Raw genomic sequence first — 23,416 nt, forward strand, 5'->3', positions numbered from 1 at the left:
CCCCGATCGGGCGACAGGCTTACAGGGCCTGCCCCTCTAGTTGCACACGCAGATATTCGACGGCGGTTTCCGACTCGACCGATTGCGGACTCATTTCCAGGATCATCTCATGTAGTTCCAGCGCATCCTCGGGTCGCTCTAACTCAATCATGATCGAGGCCAGACCACGCATCGCCTCGAAATGGCGCGGGTTCAGCTCCAGCGTCATGCGGATATCCTCAAGCGCCGGGCCGATCTTATCGAGCAGGAAATAGGCGGTCGCGCGCCCGTAATACCCTTCGGAAAAGTCCGGCGCATGGTCGACAAGCGCGGTGAAATGCTCGGCCGCCACATCCGGCGTGCCTTCTTCCAATGCTTCCTGACCGCGCCGCAAAAGCAGATCCATCGCTGGCGATCCACTCTTTTCCCACTCGGCGATGATCCGCTGTTCGATGCGGGCATAGCTTGCCTCATCGGCCTCTGCGAGGTCCTGATAAAGCGTGTCCAAGTCCGATTGCTGGGCGTGACCGGGTAAGGAAAACCCGACTGCGAAAAAAAGTGCCGCAACGATACGTTTGAAGCGATGTGTGTGCGTAAACATAGTGGTAATGTAACGCACTGTACGGTCAGCGCCAGAGGGCCGTCAGTCACATCAACCAGAAGGATGAAAAATATGAGTGATGTCGTGACCGAGGCCGTGGCCGCCCTGAACGCAAAGATGGACGGTGGCTTTGACGGAACCGCGAAATTCATCATCGAAGATGAAGGGTCGATCATGATCGACGAAAATGGCGCGCGCGCAGGCGACGACGATGCCGAGGTGTCGATGACCGCCACCGCCGAAACCTTCAAAGCCATCCTTGATGGTGAACAAGACCCGACAGCCGCCTTCATGACCGGCAAGCTGACGGTCGATGGCGACATGGGCAAAGCCATGGCATTGGCAGGTGTGCTCAGCTAAATGGACAAGGCGCCCCTTTACGACGACATCGCCGATGCACCTGACGGAGGGGTCGCCCACTGGATCACCACATCCGATGGCCTGCGCATCCGCGTCGGCCATTGGACCAAGCCCGGGGTCAAAGGAACGATCCTGATCTTCCCGGGCCGCACTGAGTTTGTGGAAAAATATGGCCGCGCAGCCAAAGCGCTTTTAGAACGGGGATATGCCAGTATCGCCATCGATTGGCGCGGGCAAGGCATCGCCGACCGGATGCTGCCAAACCGGGCCATCGGCCATGTGGGCAGGTTCAGCGACTATCAAAAGGACGTCGCTGCTGTGCTAAAGCATGTTAAAACGCTCGACCTGCCCCGCCCCTATTTCCTGATCGGCCATTCCATGGGCGGCTGCATCGGCCTGCGCGCCGTGATCGAAGGGCTGGATGTGAAGGCGGCCATGTTCTCCGCCCCCATGTGGGGCATCCAGATGTCTGTCGCGCTGCGCCCCGTGGCATGGGGCCTCTCCGCCGTCAGCACGCCCCTTGGTTTCGACGATAGCCTCGCGCCCGGCCAATTCGAACAATCCTATGTCTTGCGCGCCGATTTCGAAGGCAACGCGCTCACGAATGACCCCGACATGTTCTGCACCCTGCGCGAACAACTGGAAAATCACCCAGACCTCGCCCTTGGCGGGCCATCTCTGCGGTGGCTGAATACGTCATTGCGTGAAATGCACTGGCTCAGCCAGCAACGCGCGCCCAACCTGCCCTGCATCACGTTCTTGGGCAGCAAAGAGGCCATCGTTGACCCCTATCGCATTCAGGACCGGATGCGCGACTGGCCCGACGGTGCGTTGCATACGATCGCCAACGGGCAGCATGAAATGATGATGGACGCGCCGCAAATCCGCGAGACGATCTTTGATCAGACAACGGCGCTGTTCGACAAGAAGCTGGCGGCCTGAAACAAAACACTTGTTTTGCAAAACACAAACGCTTAGGTCAGCCCCTCACACAGAGGAGCCGTCATGATTACGGTCTTGGAAAATCTGACACCACGCGCTGCATCAGCTTCGGCTTTTGCGGGCGAAGATGCGTGGAAGATCGACCTGCCTTTGTGAGGAACACTCTCGGAGGCTGATGGCCTCCTTATGTTGCGACGCAACCCCGGATGGCCAGACGCCCGCCGGGTTTTTTTATTTTCGGGCCACGGCCTGAACACAAGATTTGGCGCGCCAGATGCCAATGGCCGTCCTGCCCCGCTTGGCCAGCGGATGTGGGGCGGCGCTCGTAGCAAGAAGGAGTTAGAAAAATGGCTACGAAACTGAACATGAATGTCGGCACCATCGGTCACGTCGACCATGGCAAAACGACCCTGACCTCGGCCCTGACGCAAGTGCAGGCCGCCCGCCTTGGCGGACAGGCTATGTCGTTTGACCAGATCGACAAGGCACCCGATGAAAAGGCGCGCGGCATCACGATCAACACGTCCCATGTGGAGTATGAATCGGGCACAAGGATCTATGCCCATATCGATTGTCCGGGCCACGCCGATTATGTGAAAAACATGATCACCGGCGCGTCCCAGATGGACGGGGCGATCCTGCTCGTGGACGGCACGGAAGGCGCGGCCAAGCAAACGATCGAGCATATCCTGCTCGCCCGTCAGGTAAACGTCGGCCATATGGTGGTCTTCGTAAACAAGATGGACATGCTGGGCGAGGCCGAGCGTGCCGACATGGCCGAACTGATCGAGATGGAAACAGGTGCGCTGCTCGAAGCGCAGGGCTATGAAAACACGCCCTTCGTCTTCGGCTCTGCCCTGCAAGCGCTTGAAAAGGCCATCGCCGGGGAGATCGATGCTCCGGAAGTGGACTGTGTGAAAGCACTGGTCGACGCCATGGATCGTCATTTCCCGGACCCGGTCCGGGATTATGACAGCCCGTTCATGATGCCGATCGAGGCGGTTCACACCATCCCGGGTCGCGGCACGGTCGTCTCTGGCCGGGTTGAGCGCGGGTCGATCAAGGTCGGTGAGCCAGTGGAGATCATCGGTCTGTCCAATGACGGGGCCGAGGTTGTCGTGACCGGCACGCAGGCATTCCGCAAGGATATCCCCGAGGCGCGGGCAGGCATGAATGTCGGCCTCCTGCTGCGGGGTCTCAAGCGGGACGAGGTCCAGCGCGGCCAGATCCTGTCTGCACCGGGCGTGATCAAACCGTTCACGCAAGGCCGGGCCGAGATCTTTGTGCTGAACGCCGATGAAGGGGGCCGTCATACGCCCTTTTCCACCGGCTACGCGCCGCAGTTCTTCTTCGGCGTGACCGATGTGAGCGGCGTGGTGAACGTGACGGACGACCTGCCCGTGATGCCCGGTGACCGGGCCGAGGTCGGGTTCGTCCTGCACAAGCCGGTGGGCATTGAGCCCGGCATCCGCTTCGCCCTGCGCGAAGGGGGCCGGACCGTCGGCGCCGGTATCGTGACCGACGTCACCGCCTGAAAGCCATAGCCATGGCCCCGCGCAAGTGGGGCCATGGCGACGTAGGGTGGGTGAAACCCACCCGGTGCAAATATTTACCTCTCGATAACATCTGTGGCGCGCGGTCGGTTAAGCCCATGAAATCCCGCAAGGTGGTCCGATGGAATTCCGATACAATTCCGATGGTTTTCCGATAGCGATTTTCAGCGTCATTGCCCTTGTTAACATAGGCTTCCAAGCGATTAACGGCGGCCCGACCGGCCAGGCCCGTGACCCGCACCCAACATGCGCTATCATCCCTTTCATGACCGACGTCCTCACCTTCACCGACCGCGGAATATACTGCCCCGCAGGCGATTTCTACATCGACCCCTGGCAACCCGTGGACCGCGCCCTGATCACCCACGGCCACAGCGACCACGCCCGCCCCGGCATGCAGCGTTACCTCGCAACGAAAGGCACAGCGCCCGTCATGCGGCACCGGCTGGGAGAGATTACGCTTGAGACCATAAGCTACGGGGAACAAAAACAAATCGGCGATGCGACCGTGTCATTCCACCCCGCCGGCCACGTCCCCGGCTCTGCCCAAATCCGGGTAGAGGTCAAGGGCGAGATCTGGGTCGTCTCCGGCGATTACAAGACCGTCGCCGACGGCCTTTCCGAGCCCTTCGAGCCCGTCAAATGCCACGCCTTCATCACCGAATGCACCTTCGGCCTGCCCATCTTCAAATGGACGCCGCAGGACATTCTCACCCAACAAATCAACGACTGGTGGGTCACAAATGCCGCCGCCGGACGCATCTCGATCCTCGGCGCCTACGCGCTTGGCAAAGCTCAACGCCTGCTCGCCAAAGTGAACCCCGATATCGGCCCCATCATCACGCACGGCGCCATTGAAAACACCAATGAAGTACTGCGAAATCAGGGGCTTACCCTGCCAGATACGATCTACGCCACACCCGAGATCACGGCAAAAACCCACCCCGGCGCCCTCGTCCTCGCCACGCCAAGCGCCCTCGGCACGACCTGGACACGCCGTTTCGGCCCCGCCTCCACCGCCTTTGCCAGCGGCTGGATGGCCTTGCGTGGCGTGCGCCGCCGCAGGGCAGCTGACCGTGGGTTCATCGTGTCTGACCATGCCGATTGGGACGGGCTGAACGACGCGATCAAAGCCACTGGCGCCACCAAGATTTTCGCCACCCATGGCTACACCTCTGCCTTCCAGCGTTGGCTCTCTGACCAAGGTTATGACGCCCACATCGTCAGCACCGACTACCACGGCGAAAGCCTTGATAATGCTGAGGAAGTCGACGCATGAAGGACTTCGCCACCCTCTTCACCCGCATTGATGAAAGCACCAAAACCACGGTCAAAACAGCCGCATTGGCCGACTATTTCCGCACCGCTGACCCCAGCGACAAGCTCTGGACCATCGCTCTGTTCACAGGGCGGCGGCCCAAGCGGACCATCACCGCGACTCGCTTGCGCGAATGGGCGGCCGAGGTCGCGGGCCTGCCCGATTGGCTGTTTGACGAAAGCTATAACATCGTCGGCGATCTGGCCGAAACTATCGCGCTGGTCCTGCCCCCCGCCGAACAGGATGATGACCAGTCTTTAACCTTTTGGATCAATAAGATCAAAACGCTCTCAACGCTTGAGGAGGACGAGCGCAAAGCAGGCATCCTGCAGGCCTGGAACAGCCTGCCCACGACGCAACGGTTCCTGTTTACCAAACTGCTGACGGGTGGTTTCCGCATCGGTGTCAGCGCCAAATTGATCACCCGCGCGCTTGCGCAAGCCACAGGGCAACCCGAGCCGGAACTGACCCACAAGTTGATGGGCAACTGGACGCCCGATACCGCCACTTGGGAAAGCCTGATCGAGGCGGATGATCCTACCGCCGATCTTTCGCGCCCCTATCCGTTTTATCTGGCCTATCAACTGGATAGCCTTGATGACCTTGGTGAACCGAGCGATTGGAACGCCGAACGTAAATGGGACGGCATCCGCGGCCAGCTGATCATCCGCGGCGGTGAACATCATCTCTGGTCGCGGGGCGAAGACCTGATGACCGACCGCTTCCCGGAACTGGCACAGCTGAAGGACTACCTGCCCGATGGAACCGTCATCGACGGCGAAATTCTCGCATTTGCCGACGAAAAGCCGTTATCTTTCAACGCCCTGCAGAAACGGATCGGACGCAAGACGGTCCCGAAGAAGCTGCTGACGGAATCGCCTGTGGTACTGATGGCCTATGACCTGCTCGAACATGATGGCAAAGACATCCGCGAAACCGCTCTAAAAGAACGACGCAACCATCTGAAAACGCTCATTAATGAAGCGCCAAGCGAATCTCCCATTCGCCTCTCGAGCGCTGTCGATTTCACCACATGGGACGACCTCGCCAAAGCCCGCGCACAATCTCGCGATATCGGCGCCGAGGGCCTCATGCTCAAACGTCTCGACAGCCCTTACCTGTCCGGGCGCAAACGCGGCGATTGGTGGAAGTGGAAGATCGACCCGCTGACCATCGACGCGGTCATGATCTATGCGCAAGCCGGTCACGGCAGGCGCGCAAACCTGTTCACCGACTACACATTCGCCGTCCGCGCGGGCAACGATCTGGTCCCCTTCACCAAGGCTTATTCCGGCCTGACCGACGCCGAATTCCGCGAAATCACATCGTGGGTCCGCAAGAACACGCTGCAACGCTTCGGCCCTGTCAGACAGGTGCCGCCCGAACATGTGTTCGAGATCGCGTTCGAAGGCATCCAGGCCAGCCCCCGCCACAAATCCGGCGTCGCCCTGCGCTTTCCACGCATGTCCCGCTGGCGCAGGGACAAGCCGGTGGATGAGGCGAATACATTGGAAGACCTCAAGGAAATGTTGGCGGCCTACGGCTAGCAACCCATGTCGCCACGGCCTATGTAACGCGAAACAATCAGAGGTGAGACATGCAATTCCCGACACCCGTTTTCGACGCGAACGCCAACGGTAGCAAGGACCTCGGCGATCTGCCTGAATGGGATCTCAGCGATCTTTACAAAAGCACCGACGCGCCCGAGCTATCACGTGACCTGAAATGGCTCGAAGGTGAATGTGCTGACTTCGCAAAGACTTACGAAGGGAAACTCGCCGAACTGGATGCCGCCGGCCTGTTGAAAGCTGTCCAACGCTATGAACAGATCGACGTTATCGCGGGCCGCATCATGTCCTTCGCTGGTCTGCGGTACTACCAGATCACGACAGATGCCGAGCGGGCAAAGTTCATGTCCGATTGTCAGGACAAGATCACGACGTTCACCACACCGCTGGTCTTCTACGGCCTCGAATTCAACCGGCTGGACGATGATCACCTGAACGGCCTGCTCACTGAAAACGCCGACCTCGCACGCTATAAGCCGGTGTTCGATCGCTTGCGTGCGATGAAGCCGCATCAGCTGTCGGACGAGATGGAAAAGTTCCTCCACGATGCCTCGGTTGTTGGCGCCTCTGCTTGGAACAAGCTCTTCGATGAAACGATGGCGGGGCTGGAGTTTGACGTGGATGGCGAGACGCTGCCATTGGAAGCCACGCTCAACCTTCTGACCGAACAAGATCGCGCCAAGCGAGAAGCTGCCACCCACGCGCTGGCCAAGGTCTTTCATGACAACATCAAACTCTTCGCCCGCGTCCACAACACACTCGCCAAGGAAAAGGAAATCGAGGACCGCTGGCGCAAGATGCCAACACCGCAAACCGGACGGCACCTGTCCAACCATGTCGAAGCCGAAGTTGTCGAGGCGCTGCGCAACGCTGTTGTCGCCGCCTATCCGCGCCTGTCGCATCGGTATTATGCGCTGAAAGCTAAGTGGCTGGGCCTTGACAAAATGCAGGTCTGGGACCGTAACGCGCCGCTGCCGATGGAAAGCGACAAGATCGTCGGTTGGGACGCCGCGCGCGACACGGTGATGGACGCCTATGCCGAGTTCGACCCGCAAATGGCCGAGATCGCCAAGCCATTCTTTACCGATGGCTGGATTGATGCCGCGGTGAAACAGGGCAAGGCACCGGGGGCGTTTGCCCATCCGACGGTGACGCCGGTGCATCCTTATGTGATGCTGAACTATCTGGGAAAACCACGTGATGTCATGACCTTGGCGCATGAACTTGGGCATGGGGTGCATCAGGTTTTGGCGGCAGAACAGGGTGAACTCTTGTCCTCTACGCCGCTAACACTTGCCGAAACGGCATCGGTCTTTGGTGAAATGCTGACCTTCCGCAAGATGCTCGACGGCACGGACAGCCAGGAGGAACGCAAGGTCCTGCTCGCCAACAAGGTCGAGGACATGATCAATACGGTCGTCCGCCAGATCGCGTTCTACGATTTCGAATGCAAACTGCACGCCGCGCGGGCCAAGGGCGAGTTGACGCCCGACGATATCAACGCGCTCTGGATGTCGGTGCAAGCCGAAAGCCTTGGGCCCGTTTTCGAATTCGCCGAGGGCTATGAGACATTCTGGGCCTACATCCCGCACTTCGTCCACTCGCCCTTCTACGTCTATGCCTATGCGTTCGGCGACGGCCTCGTGAATGCGCTTTACGCCGTCTATCAGGAAGGTGATCCGGACTTCCGCACCAAGTATTTCGACATGCTGCGGGCGGGTGGGTCGAAGCACCACAAGGAATTGCTGGCCCCCTTCGGCCTCGACGCCTCGGACCCGAAATTCTGGGACAAGGGCCTGTCGATGATCGAAGGCTTCATTGACGAGTTGGAGGCGATGGAGGCGTGATCACGATCCAGCCGTTGCAACGCGCGCAAAAGGATCGCGTGGCGCATTTGATTCTGACTGAGCCACAGTACCCCTTTGTGGGTGAAATACACGAATTGACGGCGGAGAAAGACCCGCAGACCGATTTTCACACCGGTTTGCGGGGTGAGACCCATGTGGGTTTTTTCAAGATCGACCGCGATTTCTCGCGGGTCGTGGATCGGCTGCCCATGGGGACTTTCGGGTTTCGCGGTCTCTTGATTGGCGGGCAATATCAGGGGCTTGGCTACGGGACAGCGTTGTTGACCGCTTTGCCGGACTACCTGCGCAAGACCTATCCAGAGCTGACCGAGATCTGGTTATCGGTCGACAAGGCCAATGACCGCGCGATCCGATGTTATGAAAAGACCGGTTGGTTGGTCGACGGACCGGGGCGCGATGGACGGTCAGGGCTGGAGCAGGTGATGCGGTTGGGTTTGTCATAAACGAAACGCAGTCCCGAATTTAATCTGGGACCTCAAAGCCAACTTCGTAAGAGGCCCCGGATTACGTCCGGGGCTACGCCACCTTCAAACTCAATCCAATTCCGTCCACGGCCACGGCTTCACCTCGCTCGCCGCGGTCTGGTATCGTGCGGCCTTGGCCATCCAGACGCCCATGGTCGTCCCGATCTCGGCCAGTGGCTCGTTCGGTTCACGCTTGTTGAAGACCATGATCACGAATTGCGCGATCGTCAGGAGCGCCAGCAGATTGCTCGCAATCCCCATCAGCACCGCGATAATGATCATGTGGACGAGACGCAACCAGATGCTCTCAAAGTCTGATTCAGCCTCAGCCGCTTCGTGATCTTTTGCCATGCTGCCCTCCTATGCCGCCCCGCCGGCGGCAAAGACCATATCTATCATTCTCTGCGTCCCGCGCGAAAACTCAAGGGGGCATGGATAGGGCGCACCACCTTCGGCAGCTTTGACGAAGTTTTCCACCTGCAGAACGTAATGATTGGTGGATGGCCAGCGTTCTGTCGTGACAGTCTGGCCACCTGTTTCCAGCGTGATCTGAGCGATATCGAAGACATTGGCGTTGAATGGACAGGTCAGGCGCAAGACGCCTTTTTCACCGATGAATGTGATCCCTTGATGGGGGAACATCCGCATCGAGACGACCGCAGAATAGGTGAAATCGGGGAAGTCAGCGGCGACCTGAGCAAAGACATCCACCCCATTTTCAAAGCGCAGGTTGGCATGAGGTATCGCGGTGGGTTCTTGTCCGGTCACGAACCGCGCGGACCCAAACGTGTAAACCCCGATATCCCGCAATCCACCACCGCCTGCATCCGCCTGATTACGAATGTTCCCGGTATCGTCGTTGTAGAAACTAAACGTCGCGTCCACATGGACCAACCTGCCAATCGCGCCGCCCTGCACCAGCTCGCGGGCGCGGATAAACTGCGGGTGGTGCACGATCATGAAGGCTTCGGCGGCGAACTTGCCTGCCTTGTCGCGCGCCGCGATCAGTTGGTCGAAATCGGACTCAACCAGCGCAATCGGCTTTTCGCACAGCACATGTTTGCCGGCCTCAAGCGCTTTGACGGTCCATTCCACATGCAAGTGGTTCGGCAACGGGACGTAGATCGCATCAATGTCCGGATCGGCGACGAGAGCATCGTAGTCCCCATGCACCCGAATTCCCGGCGCGAAGGCCTGAAATCCTTGGGCCTTCGCCGGATCCGACGTGGCCAAGGCCGCCAGTTCTGCACCCTTCGCCGCGTGGATCGCCGGCCCCATATACTCACGCGCGAAATTTGCTGCGCCTAGAATGCCCCACCGCATCAAAAACTCCATTTTTGCGGATGTTAGCGCCAACGGTTACCCAAGGGAAAGCGCCCCACCCCTCTTTTGGCCAAAAATATCCCCGCCGGAGGCATCCGACGGGGAAACTAGATTAGATGGTTTGAGCGAGGCGCTAAGCCTCGACCAGCATACCTTTCTGCTTGGCCAAGTCCTTCATCTTCTTCTGCAGCTTTTCAAAGGCACGCACCTCGATCTGTCGGATCCGTTCGCGGCTGACATCGTACTGGCCGCTCAGATCTTCCAAGGTGACGGTCTCTTCTGCCAGACGACGCTGCACCAGAATGTCCTTTTCGCGGTCATTCAGCACATCCATCGCCTCGGCCAGCAATTCGCGACGCGCCTCGAGCTCATCGCTTGCCTCGTAATCCGCGGCCGTGTTGGCGCTTTCATCCTCAAGCCAGTCCTGCCATTGCATGGACCCTTCACCATCCGATCCGACCTGCGCATTCAGCGAGGCATCGCCGCCCGACAGACGCCGGTTCATCGAGATGACTTCATTCTCTGTCACGCCCAGATCGGTCGCGATCCGCTTGACGTTTTCGGGGCGCAGATCGCCATCCTCCAATGCACCGATACGGGATTTCGCCTTGCGCAGGTTGAAGAACAGTTTCTTCTGCGCGGACGTCGTGCCCAGTTTCACCAGCGACCATGATCGCAGAATGTATTCCTGGATCGAGGCACGGATCCACCACATGGCATAAGTCGCCAGGCGGAAGCCTTTTTCGGGGTCGAACCGCTTGACCGCCTGCATCAGGCCCACATTGGCCTCGGAAATGACTTCGGCCTGCGGCAATCCATAGCCGCGATAGCCCATGGCGATTTTAGCGGCGAGGCGCAGGTGCGATGTCACCATCTTATGCGCCGCTTCGGTGTCTTCATGATCGACCCAGCGCTTGGCCAGCATGTATTCTTCCTCCGGCTCCAACATGGGAAATTTCCGGATTTCCTGCATATAGCGGTTCAGGCCTTGTTCCGGCGAAGGCGCCGGTAAATTCTGATAATTGCTCACTGTCGTGCCCTCCTAATGTTTAAAGGCTTAACATGGATATGGTAACGTTGACGTGACGTTTCAAGAGAAAAAGTTAACTTTTGACAAAACTGAATATGAACTGACCGGTTTAGTTTGAAAAGTCACATTTAAGTGCGCTCACGCACATGGCATTGTTTGTTTCGGACCAGAACCGCCAAGAGCGCGCAAAAGTTCACGCATGTCGGCAGGAAGTTCGGCAACATACTGCACCGTCTCACCGCTGACCGGATGAATGAAGCCGAGTGTGGCCGCGTGCAATGCCTGTCGCGCAAAGACGGCGGCAGTCTGCGCACCGATCGACCCCACCGCCTTTTCCGACAGTTTCCGCCGTCCGCCGTAAATCGGATCCCCGATCAAGGCATGCCCGCAATGGGTCATGTGCACCCTGATCTGATGCGTTCGCCCCGTCTCAAGCCAACATTCGACCAAAGCCGCCGCCGCAGGCTGTCCCAATGGATCCAGAATGCGCACCCGCGTTACCGCATGTCGGCCTTTGTCAAAATAAACGGCCTGCCGCTGTCGGTCCGTCTTGTGTCGTCCCAGGAACGTCTGAACCTTCAGAATGTTCCCTGCCTCGAACGACGTTCCCTTTATCCCACGCAAACGCGGATCGTTCGCATCGGGCACACCGTGACAAATCGCAAGATAACGGCGTTCGACGCTGTGGGCCGCGAACTGGTCGGCAAGATGATGATGTGCCCGATCGGATTTCGCGACGACCAGCAGGCCGGATGTGTCCTTGTCGATGCGATGCACGATGCCGGGCCGCTTCATGCCCCCCACCCCCGACAGGCTGTCGCCGCAATGATGGATGAGGGCGTTGACCAAGGTGCCGCCCGGTGTGCCCGGTGCCGGATGGACGACCATGCCAGCCGGTTTGTTGACCACGATCAGGTCGTCATCCTCAAACACGACATTCAGGGGGATATCCTCGGGGCCGATATGGCTTTCCTCGGCGGCTGCAACTGCAACGCTGACTTCGGCCCCTTCGCCGATCCGAAAACGGGGATCGGTGATGATCGTGCCATCAACGTGAACTGCACCGTCCGCGATCAGTTTGACAAGGCGCGACCGGCTGAGGGCGGCATCCGCGGGCACGTCACGGCCAAGCGCTTTGTCCAGACGTGGCGGTGGGTTGGGGCCGATCATGAAAGTGACGGTGGTCATATCGTTGCGCTCCAGTTGCCACCGGGTGTGACCACATTTGGCTGCGCCAAACGTTTCCCCACACTCTTTCAAAATTCTTGAATTTTGAAAGTGGTACCACCTCCTGGTCTCGAACCAGGGACCTCTTGATCCACAATCAAGCGCTCTAACCAACTGAGCTAAGGCGGCACTGGCAGCGGATTTAGCCCTAGAGGGCTATGAATGCAAGAGGGCTATAGCCGGATTTGCCACGTCTCCTCGACCAGATCGACACCGAAAGAATGCACCGGCGCGGCCTTGATCCGGGCGAACCCGTTGCGCCGGTAAATGCCACCGGCCGCGCGGTGGCTTTCGTGGGTCCAAAGGGTCATATCCCGATACCCAACGTCGCGCGCGAAGCCAAGGCATCGATCCAAAAGCGCCTGCGCCACCCCCCTGCCCCGCGCCGTGTCGACCACGTAGAATAGACGCAGCTTGGCTGTTTCGGGCGTCAGTCGGACGCAAAAGACTGTCCCCAGGCGGTCTTCGCCATCATGGGCCATCCATCCAGCCTCGGCCAAAGGGTCGTGATCAGCAAGGAATTCCGCAACGATCCCCGCGACGAGCGGGCCGAATGTGTCGTCGAACCCTTCCACACGGGCATGGTGATCGGCGTGTTGGGACACTAACCAACCGGCATCCGTCGGAGTGAAGGGCCTTATCGTAAAATGCATGACCACACCTTGCCAATCAAGCTGCCAAGGCGCTAGGACAAAAGCCAAAGTCAGTGAGGTGCGGCCATGGGGATCAACAGCGAAAAAGACATCGAAGCCAACCTGCAGATCGGGCCGACCGATCAGGGCATGGTGCGCATCTTTGTCGAGGCTGGCGGCATCGAGGTGCCGATGGATTTCGACCCGGAAGAAGCCAACGAGATCGCCGAAGAGATCAAGGCGGCCGCAATAGCGGCGCAAGCGATGGGCAAAGCGAAACGGTGACGATCTATTGGATCGTCGAACGGTGCCGGCCGACATATGTCCTGCTGGACAGATATGACACATAGTGCAATCAGTATTGCATATACGATTTTCTCTAAGGGATTGATAAGATGGGCACACTGAAGATTATCAGCGAAACCGGCATGTTCCACAGCGCATGTCAGGTCACCACGGTGCAGGGTGCCAACTGGTACGGCTTTCTACCGGCGGTCAAAAGCAGCCCATATGCAGACGGCAAGATCGACCGGCAAGACAGATCGGACCTAATCAATCATTTTGTGACGTTCTCTGTCACCGACACGATACTGGATGCTGCCGTCACGCGGGTGACCGCTGATTATGCAGGTAAGAAATACGCTGTACTGGTAAGGGACTGCGTCAGTTTTTCAGCCGATTTGGGGCGTTACTGCGGGCTGACCATGCCCCCGGTAAACATGACGCCTTACGGGCTTATTGAAATTCTCAAAGTATATAATGACTATGAAGACAGTGCTTGATCTTACAAATACGCGACGCAAAGCATCTGTCGGTCGGATGACCTGCCGTCAAAAGGTGATCACCATCGCTGGGTCCCTGGCCGCCTGCGCGCGGATCGCGGCGTGCCGGGCGAATTTCTGAACCATGACCTTGCGGCGGGCGGGGGCAAGTTTGCTTTCGGGACCCATCCGAATGATTTCGGCATCATAGGCATCGGCAATGATCAGACCGGTATCGTCGGGCAGTAACTCGGTCGGGAATTCACCATCGACCGCCCAAAAGAACCTGTCGCACCATTCCAGATAACCCTGCCATTTGTGGTCAGACTGAAAATCAGCGCGGCTGGATTTGCATTCCACGATCCAGATTTCGCCTTTCGGGCCCAAACCCATGACATCCACGCGCAGACCGGATGTGGGAACCAGTTCCTCGACACTGACGAAATCATGGCCGCGCAGATGACGGCTGACCCCGCGCGCCAGTAGTTGGCCGGGCATGAGCGGGGGCTGAAGAACGTCATCGGGCATATCGGAAACCATGAACAATACGTGAACAAAAATCAAGTGCTTGACATGATACCTTTCGGTATCATACGCATGAGATACCAAAAGGTATCACTTTACGGAAACGCCATGCCAGACACGCAACCCACCTTTCGCGCGCTTGCCGACCCGACACGGCGCGACATTCTGATCATGCTGCGCAATCGCGACATGACCATCGCCGAGGTCGCCGACAATTTCGACATGACCCGCGCCGCCGTCAAAAAGCATCTGACCGTGCTGTCGGATGGCGGACTGATCACGGTACGGGCGCAAGGCCGCGAACGTATCAACACCCTCAACCCCTTGGGCATGGCGCCCGTTCTGGATTGGCTGACCTTCTTCGATGCCTTCTGGGATGACCGTCTGAGCGCCTTGAAATCCGCTATCGAAAAGGACACCACATGACGATCAACAAATCCATTTACCTGCGCGCCAGCAAACATGACGTTTGGGAATATCTCACCGAACCCGACAAACTGGCCATCTGGTTTCACAAACCGCCACAGGCGCTGAAAGCGGGTGAAAGCTATGAAATGTTCGGCAGTGAAAGCGGAAACAAGTTGATGTGGGGCGAGGTGTTGACGGCGGATCCGCATGACTTGCTGGTCTATACATTTACCATCGGCCCAATGGGTGATGCGGTCAGCACCGTGATATGGACGCTGGAAGAGGTTCCCGGTGGCACGCGCTTGTCGCTACTGCATGAGGGGCTGCCTATGGGGATTGCGGCGTTCGACCTGACGCTGGCCCTCGACAAAGGATGGGACGATCATATCGGGCGCATGCGGAACGATTTGCATGAAACCGTGCCCGCCTGAAGTGGCAGGTCTTTGCCGACGCGAATCTGATTGTCATACCACGATCGGATTCGCGCTGACGCCGCAGCTCCAGATTTCGAATAAAACGCTTCAAAATCAGTGCGTTCATCTTCGGCTGGCTGAATTATCTTTTGAATTCAGTAGATAAGCGAAATCTCGCCGACAGGTCGTTCATCGAAACCGCGCAAGAATGTGACGCGATTGGGGCGGGTGCTGTAGGTAAGTGGATGCAAAACCACGCCCGCGTCACGTTTTTGACCGGATTAACCTCCATAAACATAAGGGTAAGACGTTAGGAGGCTCACATGGCACTGTTCGCTGATATCACATTTCTGGAAGTCTGTATGGCGCTTCTGACTGTGGGTCTGGCTGAACGCGCATTGCTGGCCTATGCCCCGATCGAAATGGTTGGTCCCGATGGTTGGCTTTTGAAGGCCGACGTCGAAGAATAGTCGCACGACACCTTGTTATCACCACGATACCCGCCTAAATCTAACCACGGCGGGTTTCTGCGCCTCTCGTAGCTTCCGGCACAAATCCAGTGGCCTTAAGCAAATCCGAGGGAGCTGGCTCTGTTTAGATCCTGGTCTGATTACCTGGCGCCCACCTGTACATACAGGTCCTCGGGATTAGTTGCCTTTACGGCTGTCGCGGTGCCCGCCACCTGACCGCAAACGTTCCATCAGTTGAATGATCTGTGCACCGGCGTGTCTTGACCGGTCTGTCGATGTATCCGCATCGGATAAAAGGCCCATGTCCGCAAGATCGCGAGGGGTCAAACGATCGGCCTTTTCATCAAGGCCCTGAACATCGATTGGAGCAAACCGTTTAACAGACATACTTACATCCTCTGGCAGATAGCGCGAACAGCACGAACCTCTGAATCCTAACTGATCAGAATGGCTGCGATCCGTCCATAAACCCAAGATAGATGCGGTGCTTATTGTGCCTCAGTTTACGTCCGATTTGATCATTTCATGACAAAGACCAAAGAAAACATGATGGTTTCAATGACTTGCCCCAACGTCAACCCGATCGTTTACAAATGACTTGCAATCACGCCGCTTTGGGCCACGCTCGACGCATCAACAAACAGGAGACGGACGATGTGTGATCAATGCGTGATGAATGCCGTGAAAAACAAGATGATATCGCGGCGTACTTTCTTTGCGTCGGCAGGTACAGCTGCACTGGGTGCCACCGTGGCGACGACGATGGCGGCCCCACCCGCCTTGGCCGCCGGTCATGGCACGATCACCGATATGACGCATACCCTGCACCCGGGCTTTCCAACCTATTTCGGCGAACCGGGTTTCGCGATGGAGACGTTAGCGACCTTTGGCGAGACAGGGTTCAACAACAACCGGCTGCTGACGGTCGAACATACCGGTACACATATCGACGCGCCGCTGCATTTTTCTGCCGATGGCACGTCGGTCGATGAAATCCCGGTGGGCAATCTGGTGGCGCCTTTGTGCGTGGTCGACATCGCGGCCCGGGCCGAAGAGGATGCGGATACGCAGGTGACGCCCGACGATCTGCAGGCATGGATCGATGCCAATGGTGACATTCCCGACGGGGCCTGTGTGGCCATGCATTCCGGTTGGGGCGCCAAGGCCGATGGCGACGGTTTCCGCAATTTCGACGGTGAGGCGCAGCACTATCCCGGTTTTCATATCGAGGCGACGCAGATGCTGATGGAAAGCACTGGGGCTGCGTCCATGGCCGTCGATACATTGTCGCTGGATCACGGTATCTCTGCCGATTTCGCCACCCACTACGCCTGGCTGCCATCGGGACGCTTTGGGATCGAATGCCTGGCCAATCTTGATCAGGTTCCGGCGAGCGGCGCCACGATCGTCATTGGCGCACCGAAACATGCCGGCGGATCAGGTGGACCGGCCCGGATTTTCGCGATGGTTTAAAGGCGGCGGCTTTTCGTGCCGTTGTTGGACACCCGGATCGGCACCAGCATGCCGCCGGGCGGACCGTCGTCTTCGTCGTCATCTTCAGCGTTTAACATGATGGAGATTGCGAATTGGACGCTGCCGAAAATCGTGCCGTTGAAGAACCAAAGCAAGAACAGGGCCAGATACCCCACATCGGATCCGGCGATGAGGCTGCCGATGCGTGCGATGTCGAAATACAGGATCAGTCCGACGAAGATCGCCGACAAGGCAAATCCCACCGCACAATGGCGAAGGTAAAGTCTCATCAGGTCGGGCTCTTGACTGCTGCTCATACATCAAAAGATAGCGCGAGAGGGCGACATGACAACGCCCTTAGAATGCGTTCGGCTGCGCCTCACGCGCCATATGGTCTAGGACCGCGTTGACGAATTTCGGTTCTTTTTCGTCATGGGCAAAGGCTTCGGCCACGCGGACGAATTCGCTGATCACCACTTTGGGCGGCGTCTGTTTATCGATCAGTTCGGCCCCTGCCGCGCGGAACAGCGCGCGCCACGTCGGGTCAATCCGGTTGATCGGCCATTTGGCCACCAGCGCGCGGTCGGTCATCTGGTCGATCTGTGCCTGATTGTCGACGGCCTTGTCCATCAGCAGACGGAACGTGTCGATGTCACCCTCGGCCATCTCACCTTCATCATAGGTCGCACCAAAGCGGTGATCTTCGAATTCCGCGATGATGCCTTCGACCGTCTGGCCCGATGCCTCCATCTGGAAAAGCGCCTGCACGGCATAAAGCCGGGCGGCGGATTTCATTTTGCGGCGCTGGTTGTTTGATATCGTCATGCTGTGCTGTCGCCGCCTGCAAGCATGATATCCTTGGTAAAGCCGACGCCTTTCGTCGCCTTGCCCCATTTCCGGGCGATGGCAATCAAATGCAACGCCGCTGCCGCCGCGCCGCCGCCCTTGTTCATCTGGTCGGGGTCAGCGCGCACCGCGGCCTGTTCGTAATTCTCGACCGTTAAGATGCCGTTACCGATGCAAACGCCCTGCAGCCCAAGCAACTGCACCGCGCGGCTGCTGTCGTTGCAGACGGTGTCGTAGTGCGTCGTTTCACCCCGGATCACGCAGCCCAGCGCGACGTATCCGTCGAAGTTCGACATGCGTTCGGCGATGCCGATCGCTGTCGGGATCTCCAGTGCGCCGGGCACTTCGATGATGTCCCAGGTGGCACCTGCCTTTTCGATCTCGGCCTTGGCCCCGGCGATCTGGTGGTCGCTGATATCCTTGTAGTAAGGCGAGGCGACGATCAGGATTTTCACCGGTTTGTCGAAATCCGGCAGCGGCATGATGTAATGGGACGGTCCGGCCATTATCCGATCTCCGAGATTTTGCGGGTGCTGACGATGCGCAGGCCGTAGGCATCGAGACCGACGACTTTGGGCTTGGGCGAGTTGGTCAAGAGTTCGATGTCGTGCAGCCCGAGCGAGCTGAGGATTTGCGCGCCCAAACCATATTGCCGCAAGGTCTGCGGCGACACCTCTTCGCTTGGGTCGAGCTTCATATGCACATCGCGCAGCAGGACCAGCGCGCCTCGCCCTTCGGCCGCGATGACCTTCATCGCGTCGCCGAATTCATCGCGCCGCCCCTTGGGGCCAACACCCACGACATCCAGCATCGGATCAAGCGCATGCATGCGGACAAGAACCGGTTTCGGCGTGGAAATATCGCCTTTGATCAAGGCGATATGTTCGGCGCCCTGCGTTTCGTCAGTGTAAATCCGCATCTCCCACTCACCGCCGAATTCGGACTGGATCGTGTTGGTTTCGCGAACCCGAACGAGGTTGTCATGCCGACGCCTGTAGGCGATCAGATCGCTGATCGTGCCGATTTTCAGACCGTGTAATTGGGCGAAGGCGATGAGGTCGGGCAGCCGCGCCATTTCGCCGTCTTCCTTCATGATCTCGCAAATCACGCCAGACGGGTTGAGGCCGGCGAGACGGCTGATATCGGTCGCGGCTTCGGTATGGCCGGCGCGGACAAGGACGCCGCCGTCTCGGGCGCGCAGGGGGAAGACATGGCCGGGTGTGGCGATATCGGCAGCGCCTTTGGAGGCGTCGATGGCCGTCGCCACGGTCAGTGCGCGGTCGGCGGCGGAAATACCGGTGCTGACCCCTTCGCGGGCTTCGATGCTGACGGTGAAGGCGGTTTCGTGCCGGGACGAGTTATGCGAGGCCATCAGCGGCAGGCCAAGCGCGTCGATCCGTTCGCCCGGAAGTGTGAGGCAAATCAAGCCCCTACCATGGGTGGCCATGAAGTTGATCGCATCGGGGGTCGCCATTTGGGCGGGGATCACCAGATCGCCTTCATTCTCGCGGTCTTCGTGATCGACAAGGATGAACATGCGGCCGTTGCGGGCGTCTTCGATGATTTCTTCGATGCTGCTGATCGCATCGGACCAATCCCGTTCGACCGGCCCCGGTGTTTCGAAGTTCTGGTTCATGCGCATCCCCGTGATCGCTTAGGGCCAGATAGCCCAGCGCCCGGGATTTGGAAAGGGTATCGCACCCGACGGACGCGGCGTCGCTGCGAGAGGATGGTTAACCCGTTGGGATCGCCAAAATGACCAATCGGAATTGCATCTGAATTCTATCGGAATTTCATCGGACCTTTGCGCGCGCCCGACCCCTGGTTAACGCAACGCGCGGTGAAACGTTAAGGATGGGTTGATGCGCCGGGCGCACCGTCGCCATCGAAAAATTCGGGTGCCGCCAGATAGCCCGCCATCTTCGCGGCCTCGGCCCATTCCCTCTCAAAAGCGGTGTCGCCGATCAGCACGTACCGATCTGCCGGTTGCCCGTCGCCGGTGACGATGACGCGGAGCTGATCGCGCATGTCGGACCATGTGGCGGAAAACGGCGGCGCAGTGCCCGCACGGTCGATTTGGGGCAGCCCGGCGAGGTAATCGGGCGAAACCCGCGCATGAGTGATCGCGATCCGGGCGGTGTGTTGGAGCGCGTCCAGCTTGGCCGCCCTGTCATCGGGCAGCACTGCACCATCGCGCAGGACCTGCAGCGCGTTGTTCGAGAACAGGAAGCCGATCAGGTCGTGCCCGGTGCTGGCTCTGATCCCGGCATAGGTTTTGTAGGGCAATCCCAGCTCTTTCGCGCGCCGTACCCGCAGGCGGACGATTTCGACAGGCAAAGTGCGGATCAGCTGTTTGCGTGCCTTGGTCCAAGCGTGTTTGCGCCAGCTTTTACCCGGTGCGTCCACGCGCCCTGAATTATGTCCGATGCCTGCTGTCATGGTGATCCGTCCATTTATTCTTGGGCCAGCGTCGCGCGCGGGCTGGCCTGTTGTCAAACGGAAAGGATCATTCGGCGGCGTGGCGGACGGGCACGATGTAGGGTGTTGGTATATGTTCTGCGGCCTTCTGCTTTTGCTGACGCCGATGCACCAGCGCGAACATGGGGGGCGTGAAATAGAAGCTGACGACTGTTGACAGCAGGACTCCTCCCGCGATGGAGACTGCAAAGGGTGGCCAGAAGGCCCCGCCATCGAGGATCAGTGGCAGGAAGCCCCCGAAGGTCGTGATCGTGGTTGAGATGATGTGTCGGCTGGAGCCAGTGACCACACGGGCCATCGCGTCACGGTCCCCCGCCGCGGCGTCTTCATCCGCCTGCAGCGCGGTGAGGATGATGATGGCCGCATTGATCGATACCCCGATCGAGCCGATCACGCCGATGATCGCGACCACGCCGAACGGGTATTGCATGATCGCAAGCGACAGCATGGATAGCCCGGCGGCGAGGACGCAAACGACAAGTGTAACGGCGGCCAACCGGAAGGAGTTGAACGTCAGCACGATGGTCGCAATCGTCAGCGTGACGATCAGCCCGACGGAGGCGAGAAGATTGCCGACCGTGTTCGACCGGGCATCGCTGTCGCCGCCGAGGCTGAGCGTGTAGCCAGCGGGGACGTCAAACCCGCGCGCGTCGATGGCTGTGAGCACCTGTTGCAGGGCCTCTTCCGGCAGGACGTTGGGGACGAGAAATGCCTGGATGACGTTTTCACGGGCCCCATCGACCCGGGTGATCACGCTTTCGGCGGGTTCGACCACGGGTGTTGCGATTTCCGACAAGGGCACCGCGGGGAACGCGCCTGTGGCTGAGATTGCCGGGGCGTTGGGCAGCAGGATCGGCATGTCGGCGATGGCCTGAAGGTCGCTGCGCAGGTCGTCGCCAAGGCGGACGCGGACGGCGAGTTGTTCGGTCCCTTCCACCAGCGATCCACCGGTGACGCCAACGAGCGCTCCGTCGAGTTGCGCGGCGACATCAGCCACGTCGAGCCCCAACAGCCGCGCCTTGTTTTCGTCGATGTCGAACCTGATCTGCGGTGCGCCGCCATTCACCCCGGCGCGGACCTGCGTGACAAGGTCGAGGTCGGACATGATCGCGCGGACCTCATCCCCCAGGGCGCGCAGGGTCGCGATGTCTTGACCCTGGATCTTGATTTCGACGGGTGCATCGACAGGCGGCCCTTGGACCAAGCCGCGCACAATGACTTGTGCCTGGGGGAAATCCCGGTCGAATTGTTCCTGCAGGCTGGAGACCAGACGTGCGGCGTCGGCATCGGTTTCTGTGGTGATCATCGCCTGGGCAAAGCCCGGTTCCTGGCTGCGCCCGCCCACGATGTTGTAGTAGAAGGCCGGGCCGGAGGCACCGACATTCCAGTAGATGCTGCGCAGCCCGTCATCGGCGCGGATCACATCATCCATTTGCTGGACGACGCGGGTGGTTTCGCTGATGGCGCTGCCGGGGGGCATCGCGACCTCGATATAGAACTGGTTGCGTTCGACGCCGGGGAAGAATTGCGCGGTGAGCGTGGGGAAGGCCGCAAAGCCGAGGACCGGCAGGATCAGTGACAGTGCGATGGCGCGCATTGGGTTTTTGACGGCGAGGCGGATTGATCCTTCGAACAGGCGCGCCAGCCAACTGATCTGGATGCCGTTGGCGAAGGCCCCGCGTGTTTCAGCGGCGGGCAGGACCCAGCCTGCGATGGCCGGTGTGACGGTCAATGCGATCAGCAGTGACCAGAACAGCATCAGAACGACCGCGATCGCGATGGAGCCGACGAAATCGCCCGCTGGCCCCGGCAGCAGGATCATCGGGGTAAAGGCAAGCGCCGTTGTGACGGTTGAGGCGAAAAGCGGGGCGGCGAGCCGTTTGACGGCATCGCCGACGGCAGTTTCGCGGGCCATTCCGGCCTTGAGCCGTTTGCGCACCTCATCCGCCATGACGATTGCCGCATCGACCAGCAGGCCTAATGCCACGATCAGACCTGTGACGGACATCTGGTGGATCGGCAGGCCGATCATGTTCATCGTGGCCAGTGTGGCGAGCGACACGACGGGCAAAACAGCGGCCACGATCAGCGCGGCGCGCACACCGAGGGTGAGCAGCAGAACCGCGACAACCAGCCCGACACCGATCGCCATGTTAGTGGCGACCTCGCCCAGGCGGGCGATTGTATAGGTGCTTTGGTCGAAAAGGAGCGTTTCCTCGATTCCCAGAGGGACCTGATCCGCGCCTGCGGCCAGTTCATCGCGCACGAAGCCCATCCAGCGGTCGATCTGTTGCCCGTCCTGGGCCAGCGTGCCGATCAGGATGGCGGGTTTGCCGTTGGCGAAGGCCAATTCGTCGGTGGGCGTCTTGGGGCCGCGCGTCACCGTGGCGATATCGCCCAATCTTACAGAGGCGCCGTTATCGGCCTCGCGCAGGACAACCTGGCGCAAACGGTCGAGCGTTTCGATTTCGCCGCTGACCCCGATGGTGAGGTCGGCGTCACCTTGCAGCCGCCCGGCCTGCACCTTGCCATCGGCCTGAGACACGCGCGTAGCGATTTCTCCGGCGGTCAGGCCAAGTGCGGCGGCACGTTCCGGATCGACCCAGATCAGCACCTCTTCTTCCGGGAGGCCGAAGTAATCGACCGCACGGGTGCCGGGGATTGCGCGCAGGCGGTCGCCCAGAGCCTCAGCATGTCGCGCCAGAAGGGTCAGTGGCATGTCAGGCATGGTGGAGGTGACCGAGATGACACCGGAATAGGCTGCGATGCCTTCGGCGTTGAAATCGGGGGCGAGGACGCCGGTGGGGAAATTGCGCCGTGCGTCTTCGACGGCATCGCGCGCCTCGGACCAGACCTGTTCGATTGTGGCGTCGTCAAGCGTTTCGAGCAGTTCGATCGAGACGACGGACACGCCGGTGCGCGAGACGGATGCGATTTCGTCGATTTCGGCGATCTTGCGCAGTTCTTCCTCGATCTCGGCTGTGACGAGGGATTCGACGCGTTCGGGATCGGCGCCGGGGAATTGGGTCGTGACCGTCGCGAAGATATTGGTGATGGTCGGGTCCTCTTGCCGGCCGAGTGACATGAATGATGACAGACCGGCGGACACGAGGACGAGGATGATCAGCGCGACGATGCGGGGCTGGCGGAAGGTGAGCGTTTCCATGACCTGTACCC

27 protein-coding genes and 1 tRNA gene are annotated in these 23,416 nt (G+C 59.3%); 13 read left to right on the forward strand and 15 right to left on the reverse strand.

Annotation, left to right across the window (positions count from 1 at the left end):
• Positions 1 to 19: 19 nt before the first annotated feature.
• On the reverse strand, positions 20 to 580 hold the full coding sequence (locus tag V8J85_RS06460) for a tetratricopeptide repeat protein (protein WP_339952857.1): 561 nt from the start codon (positions 578 to 580) through the stop codon (positions 20 to 22).
• 72 nt (positions 581 to 652) lie between these two features.
• Between V8J85_RS06460 and V8J85_RS06465 the strand changes: the two genes are divergently transcribed.
• The 7 genes from V8J85_RS06465 to V8J85_RS06495 all read left to right on the forward strand — a co-directional run bounded on the left by V8J85_RS06465 (position 653) and on the right by V8J85_RS06495 (position 8,632).
• Positions 653 to 940 (forward strand): SCP2 sterol-binding domain-containing protein, encoded by a 288-nt coding sequence (locus tag V8J85_RS06465; protein WP_339952858.1) that lies wholly within the window; start codon positions 653 to 655, stop codon positions 938 to 940.
• Entirely contained in the window at positions 941 to 1,882 is a 942-nt protein-coding gene (locus V8J85_RS06470; RefSeq protein ID WP_339952859.1) for an alpha/beta hydrolase, read from the forward strand.
• Between the two features lie 347 nt (positions 1,883 to 2,229).
• Complete coding sequence (locus V8J85_RS06475; RefSeq protein WP_339952860.1) at positions 2,230 to 3,417, forward strand: elongation factor Tu; 1,188 nt, start codon at positions 2,230 to 2,232, stop codon at positions 3,415 to 3,417.
• A 283-nt stretch (positions 3,418 to 3,700) separates the two neighbouring features.
• Positions 3,701 to 4,714: a ligase-associated DNA damage response exonuclease gene (locus V8J85_RS06480; protein WP_339952861.1), complete on the forward strand. Its 1,014-nt coding sequence runs from the start codon at positions 3,701 to 3,703 to the stop codon at positions 4,712 to 4,714.
• Positions 4,711 to 6,300 (forward strand): ATP-dependent DNA ligase, encoded by a 1,590-nt coding sequence (locus V8J85_RS06485; RefSeq protein WP_339952862.1) that lies wholly within the window; start codon positions 4,711 to 4,713, stop codon positions 6,298 to 6,300. Before V8J85_RS06480 ends, V8J85_RS06485 begins: the two co-directional genes overlap by 4 nt.
• Before the next feature lie 50 nt (positions 6,301 to 6,350).
• A complete protein-coding gene (locus V8J85_RS06490) occupies positions 6,351 to 8,168 on the forward strand; it encodes a M3 family oligoendopeptidase (RefSeq protein ID WP_339952863.1) in 1,818 nt (605 codons plus the stop codon).
• Positions 8,165 to 8,632: a GNAT family N-acetyltransferase gene (locus V8J85_RS06495; RefSeq protein ID WP_339952864.1), complete on the forward strand. Its 468-nt coding sequence runs from the start codon at positions 8,165 to 8,167 to the stop codon at positions 8,630 to 8,632. Before V8J85_RS06490 ends, V8J85_RS06495 begins: the two co-directional genes overlap by 4 nt.
• Positions 8,633 to 8,722: 90 nt before the next feature.
• Here the strand turns inward: V8J85_RS06495 and V8J85_RS06500 are convergent, their stop codons facing one another.
• The 6 genes from V8J85_RS06500 to V8J85_RS06525 form a co-directional block, all read right to left on the reverse strand.
• Positions 8,723 to 9,004 carry a DUF4389 domain-containing protein gene (locus V8J85_RS06500; RefSeq protein WP_339952865.1) on the reverse strand — a complete coding sequence of 94 codons (282 nt, stop codon included), beginning with the start codon at positions 9,002 to 9,004 and terminating at the stop codon, positions 8,723 to 8,725.
• 9 nt (positions 9,005 to 9,013) lie between these two features.
• Positions 9,014 to 9,976, reverse strand: a complete 963-nt coding sequence (locus V8J85_RS06505; protein ID WP_445285876.1) for a Gfo/Idh/MocA family protein — start codon at positions 9,974 to 9,976, stop codon at positions 9,014 to 9,016.
• 133 nt (positions 9,977 to 10,109) lie between these two features.
• Positions 10,110 to 11,006: an RNA polymerase sigma factor RpoH gene (gene rpoH, locus V8J85_RS06510; RefSeq protein ID WP_339952867.1), complete on the reverse strand. Its 897-nt coding sequence runs from the start codon at positions 11,004 to 11,006 to the stop codon at positions 10,110 to 10,112.
• 138 nt (positions 11,007 to 11,144) lie between these two features.
• Positions 11,145 to 12,194 carry an RluA family pseudouridine synthase gene (locus V8J85_RS06515; RefSeq protein ID WP_339952868.1) on the reverse strand — a complete coding sequence of 350 codons (1,050 nt, stop codon included), beginning with the start codon at positions 12,192 to 12,194 and terminating at the stop codon, positions 11,145 to 11,147.
• 91 nt (positions 12,195 to 12,285) lie between these two features.
• Positions 12,286 to 12,362 (reverse strand) — tRNA-His (locus tag V8J85_RS06520).
• 44 nt (positions 12,363 to 12,406) lie between these two features.
• Positions 12,407 to 12,886 (reverse strand): GNAT family N-acetyltransferase, encoded by a 480-nt coding sequence (locus V8J85_RS06525; RefSeq protein ID WP_339952869.1) that lies wholly within the window; start codon positions 12,884 to 12,886, stop codon positions 12,407 to 12,409.
• A 66-nt stretch (positions 12,887 to 12,952) separates the two neighbouring features.
• Here V8J85_RS06525 and V8J85_RS06530 point away from each other — a divergent pair, with 66 nt between their 5' ends.
• On the forward strand, positions 12,953 to 13,150 hold the full coding sequence (locus V8J85_RS06530; RefSeq protein ID WP_339952870.1) for a DUF6324 family protein: 198 nt from the start codon (positions 12,953 to 12,955) through the stop codon (positions 13,148 to 13,150).
• 110 nt (positions 13,151 to 13,260) lie between these two features.
• Positions 13,261 to 13,647, forward strand: coding sequence for a hypothetical protein (locus V8J85_RS06535; protein WP_339952871.1), 387 nt, complete (start codon positions 13,261 to 13,263; stop codon positions 13,645 to 13,647).
• A 48-nt stretch (positions 13,648 to 13,695) separates the two neighbouring features.
• Here the strand turns inward: V8J85_RS06535 and V8J85_RS06540 are convergent, their stop codons facing one another.
• Positions 13,696 to 14,154: an MmcB family DNA repair protein gene (locus V8J85_RS06540; RefSeq protein ID WP_339952872.1), complete on the reverse strand. Its 459-nt coding sequence runs from the start codon at positions 14,152 to 14,154 to the stop codon at positions 13,696 to 13,698.
• A gap of 69 nt (positions 14,155 to 14,223) precedes the next feature.
• On the opposite strand from V8J85_RS06540, the gene V8J85_RS06545 reads away from it, so the two are divergent.
• The 3 genes from V8J85_RS06545 to V8J85_RS06555 all read left to right on the forward strand — a co-directional run bounded on the left by V8J85_RS06545 (position 14,224) and on the right by V8J85_RS06555 (position 15,442).
• Positions 14,224 to 14,577 carry an ArsR/SmtB family transcription factor gene (locus V8J85_RS06545; protein ID WP_339952873.1) on the forward strand — a complete coding sequence of 118 codons (354 nt, stop codon included), beginning with the start codon at positions 14,224 to 14,226 and terminating at the stop codon, positions 14,575 to 14,577.
• Positions 14,574 to 14,990, forward strand: coding sequence for an SRPBCC family protein (locus tag V8J85_RS06550; protein ID WP_339952874.1), 417 nt, complete (start codon positions 14,574 to 14,576; stop codon positions 14,988 to 14,990). Before V8J85_RS06545 ends, V8J85_RS06550 begins: the two co-directional genes overlap by 4 nt.
• A 305-nt stretch (positions 14,991 to 15,295) precedes the next feature.
• Positions 15,296 to 15,442: a hypothetical protein gene (locus V8J85_RS06555; protein WP_339952875.1), complete on the forward strand. Its 147-nt coding sequence runs from the start codon at positions 15,296 to 15,298 to the stop codon at positions 15,440 to 15,442.
• A gap of 177 nt (positions 15,443 to 15,619) precedes the next feature.
• On the opposite strand, the gene V8J85_RS06560 is transcribed toward V8J85_RS06555, so the two are convergent.
• The gene (locus V8J85_RS06560) at positions 15,620 to 15,829 is read right to left on the reverse strand and encodes a hypothetical protein (protein ID WP_339952876.1); all 210 of its coding nucleotides are present in this window, start codon (positions 15,827 to 15,829) and stop codon (positions 15,620 to 15,622) included.
• A 267-nt stretch (positions 15,830 to 16,096) separates the two neighbouring features.
• On the opposite strand from V8J85_RS06560, the gene V8J85_RS06565 reads away from it, so the two are divergent.
• On the forward strand, positions 16,097 to 16,915 hold the full coding sequence (locus tag V8J85_RS06565) for a cyclase family protein (protein WP_339952877.1): 819 nt from the start codon (positions 16,097 to 16,099) through the stop codon (positions 16,913 to 16,915).
• Here the strand turns inward: V8J85_RS06565 and V8J85_RS06570 are convergent.
• The 6 genes from V8J85_RS06570 to V8J85_RS06595 all read right to left on the reverse strand — a co-directional run bounded on the left by V8J85_RS06570 (position 16,912) and on the right by V8J85_RS06595 (position 23,405).
• The gene (locus V8J85_RS06570; RefSeq protein ID WP_339952878.1) at positions 16,912 to 17,232 is read right to left on the reverse strand and encodes a hypothetical protein; all 321 of its coding nucleotides are present in this window, start codon (positions 17,230 to 17,232) and stop codon (positions 16,912 to 16,914) included. The two genes, V8J85_RS06565 and V8J85_RS06570, sit on opposite strands and share 4 nt — an antisense overlap.
• A 40-nt stretch (positions 17,233 to 17,272) precedes the next feature.
• Complete coding sequence (gene nusB / locus V8J85_RS06575) at positions 17,273 to 17,740, reverse strand: transcription antitermination factor NusB (RefSeq protein WP_339952879.1); 468 nt, start codon at positions 17,738 to 17,740, stop codon at positions 17,273 to 17,275.
• Positions 17,737 to 18,267 carry a 6,7-dimethyl-8-ribityllumazine synthase gene (locus tag V8J85_RS06580; RefSeq protein WP_339952880.1) on the reverse strand — a complete coding sequence of 177 codons (531 nt, stop codon included), beginning with the start codon at positions 18,265 to 18,267 and terminating at the stop codon, positions 17,737 to 17,739. The genes nusB and V8J85_RS06580 overlap by 4 nt, the downstream gene beginning before the upstream one ends.
• On the reverse strand, positions 18,267 to 19,397 hold the full coding sequence (gene ribB, locus V8J85_RS06585; protein WP_339952881.1) for a 3,4-dihydroxy-2-butanone-4-phosphate synthase: 1,131 nt from the start codon (positions 19,395 to 19,397) through the stop codon (positions 18,267 to 18,269). The genes V8J85_RS06580 and ribB overlap by 1 nt, the downstream gene beginning before the upstream one ends.
• A gap of 212 nt (positions 19,398 to 19,609) precedes the next feature.
• Positions 19,610 to 20,200: a hypothetical protein gene (locus V8J85_RS06590; RefSeq protein WP_339952882.1), complete on the reverse strand. Its 591-nt coding sequence runs from the start codon at positions 20,198 to 20,200 to the stop codon at positions 19,610 to 19,612.
• 67 nt (positions 20,201 to 20,267) lie between these two features.
• Positions 20,268 to 23,405 carry an efflux RND transporter permease subunit gene (locus V8J85_RS06595; RefSeq protein ID WP_339952883.1) on the reverse strand — a complete coding sequence of 1,046 codons (3,138 nt, stop codon included), beginning with the start codon at positions 23,403 to 23,405 and terminating at the stop codon, positions 20,268 to 20,270.
• Between the last annotated feature and the right edge of the window lie 11 nt (positions 23,406 to 23,416).

The organism is Yoonia sp. 2307UL14-13, assembly GCF_037572755.1.
Taxonomy (GTDB): domain Bacteria; phylum Pseudomonadota; class Alphaproteobacteria; order Rhodobacterales; family Rhodobacteraceae; genus Yoonia.

Bases quoted from the DNA above. Each gene is read 5' to 3' on its own strand.
- V8J85_RS06460 (WP_339952857.1), bottom strand. From the start codon at position 580: ATGTTTACGCACACACATCGCTTCAAACGTATCGTTGCGGCACTTTTT.
- V8J85_RS06465 (WP_339952858.1), top strand. From the start codon at position 653: ATGAGTGATGTCGTGACCGAGGCCGTGGCCGCCCTGAACGCAAAGATG.
- V8J85_RS06470 (WP_339952859.1), top strand. From the start codon at position 941: ATGGACAAGGCGCCCCTTTACGACGACATCGCCGATGCACCTGACGGA.
- V8J85_RS06475 (WP_339952860.1), top strand. From the start codon at position 2,230: ATGGCTACGAAACTGAACATGAATGTCGGCACCATCGGTCACGTCGAC.
- V8J85_RS06480 (WP_339952861.1), top strand. From the start codon at position 3,701: ATGACCGACGTCCTCACCTTCACCGACCGCGGAATATACTGCCCCGCA.
- V8J85_RS06485 (WP_339952862.1), top strand. From the start codon at position 4,711: ATGAAGGACTTCGCCACCCTCTTCACCCGCATTGATGAAAGCACCAAA.
- V8J85_RS06490 (WP_339952863.1), top strand. From the start codon at position 6,351: ATGCAATTCCCGACACCCGTTTTCGACGCGAACGCCAACGGTAGCAAG.
- V8J85_RS06500 (WP_339952865.1), bottom strand. From the start codon at position 9,004: ATGGCAAAAGATCACGAAGCGGCTGAGGCTGAATCAGACTTTGAGAGC.
- V8J85_RS06505 (WP_445285876.1), bottom strand. From the start codon at position 9,976: ATGCGGTGGGGCATTCTAGGCGCAGCAAATTTCGCGCGTGAGTATATG.
- V8J85_RS06515 (WP_339952868.1), bottom strand. From the start codon at position 12,194: ATGACCACCGTCACTTTCATGATCGGCCCCAACCCACCGCCACGTCTG.
- V8J85_RS06525 (WP_339952869.1), bottom strand. From the start codon at position 12,886: ATGCATTTTACGATAAGGCCCTTCACTCCGACGGATGCCGGTTGGTTA.
- V8J85_RS06530 (WP_339952870.1), top strand. From the start codon at position 12,953: ATGGGGATCAACAGCGAAAAAGACATCGAAGCCAACCTGCAGATCGGG.
- V8J85_RS06535 (WP_339952871.1), top strand. From the start codon at position 13,261: ATGGGCACACTGAAGATTATCAGCGAAACCGGCATGTTCCACAGCGCA.
- V8J85_RS06540 (WP_339952872.1), bottom strand. From the start codon at position 14,154: ATGCCCGATGACGTTCTTCAGCCCCCGCTCATGCCCGGCCAACTACTG.
- V8J85_RS06545 (WP_339952873.1), top strand. From the start codon at position 14,224: ATGAGATACCAAAAGGTATCACTTTACGGAAACGCCATGCCAGACACG.
- V8J85_RS06550 (WP_339952874.1), top strand. From the start codon at position 14,574: ATGACGATCAACAAATCCATTTACCTGCGCGCCAGCAAACATGACGTT.
- V8J85_RS06555 (WP_339952875.1), top strand. From the start codon at position 15,296: ATGGCACTGTTCGCTGATATCACATTTCTGGAAGTCTGTATGGCGCTT.
- V8J85_RS06560 (WP_339952876.1), bottom strand. From the start codon at position 15,829: ATGTCTGTTAAACGGTTTGCTCCAATCGATGTTCAGGGCCTTGATGAA.
- V8J85_RS06565 (WP_339952877.1), top strand. From the start codon at position 16,097: ATGTGTGATCAATGCGTGATGAATGCCGTGAAAAACAAGATGATATCG.
- V8J85_RS06570 (WP_339952878.1), bottom strand. From the start codon at position 17,232: ATGAGCAGCAGTCAAGAGCCCGACCTGATGAGACTTTACCTTCGCCAT.
- nusB (WP_339952879.1), bottom strand. From the start codon at position 17,740: ATGACGATATCAAACAACCAGCGCCGCAAAATGAAATCCGCCGCCCGG.
- V8J85_RS06580 (WP_339952880.1), bottom strand. From the start codon at position 18,267: ATGGCCGGACCGTCCCATTACATCATGCCGCTGCCGGATTTCGACAAA.
- ribB (WP_339952881.1), bottom strand. From the start codon at position 19,397: ATGAACCAGAACTTCGAAACACCGGGGCCGGTCGAACGGGATTGGTCC.
- V8J85_RS06590 (WP_339952882.1), bottom strand. From the start codon at position 20,200: ATGACAGCAGGCATCGGACATAATTCAGGGCGCGTGGACGCACCGGGT.
- V8J85_RS06595 (WP_339952883.1), bottom strand. From the start codon at position 23,405: ATGGAAACGCTCACCTTCCGCCAGCCCCGCATCGTCGCGCTGATCATC.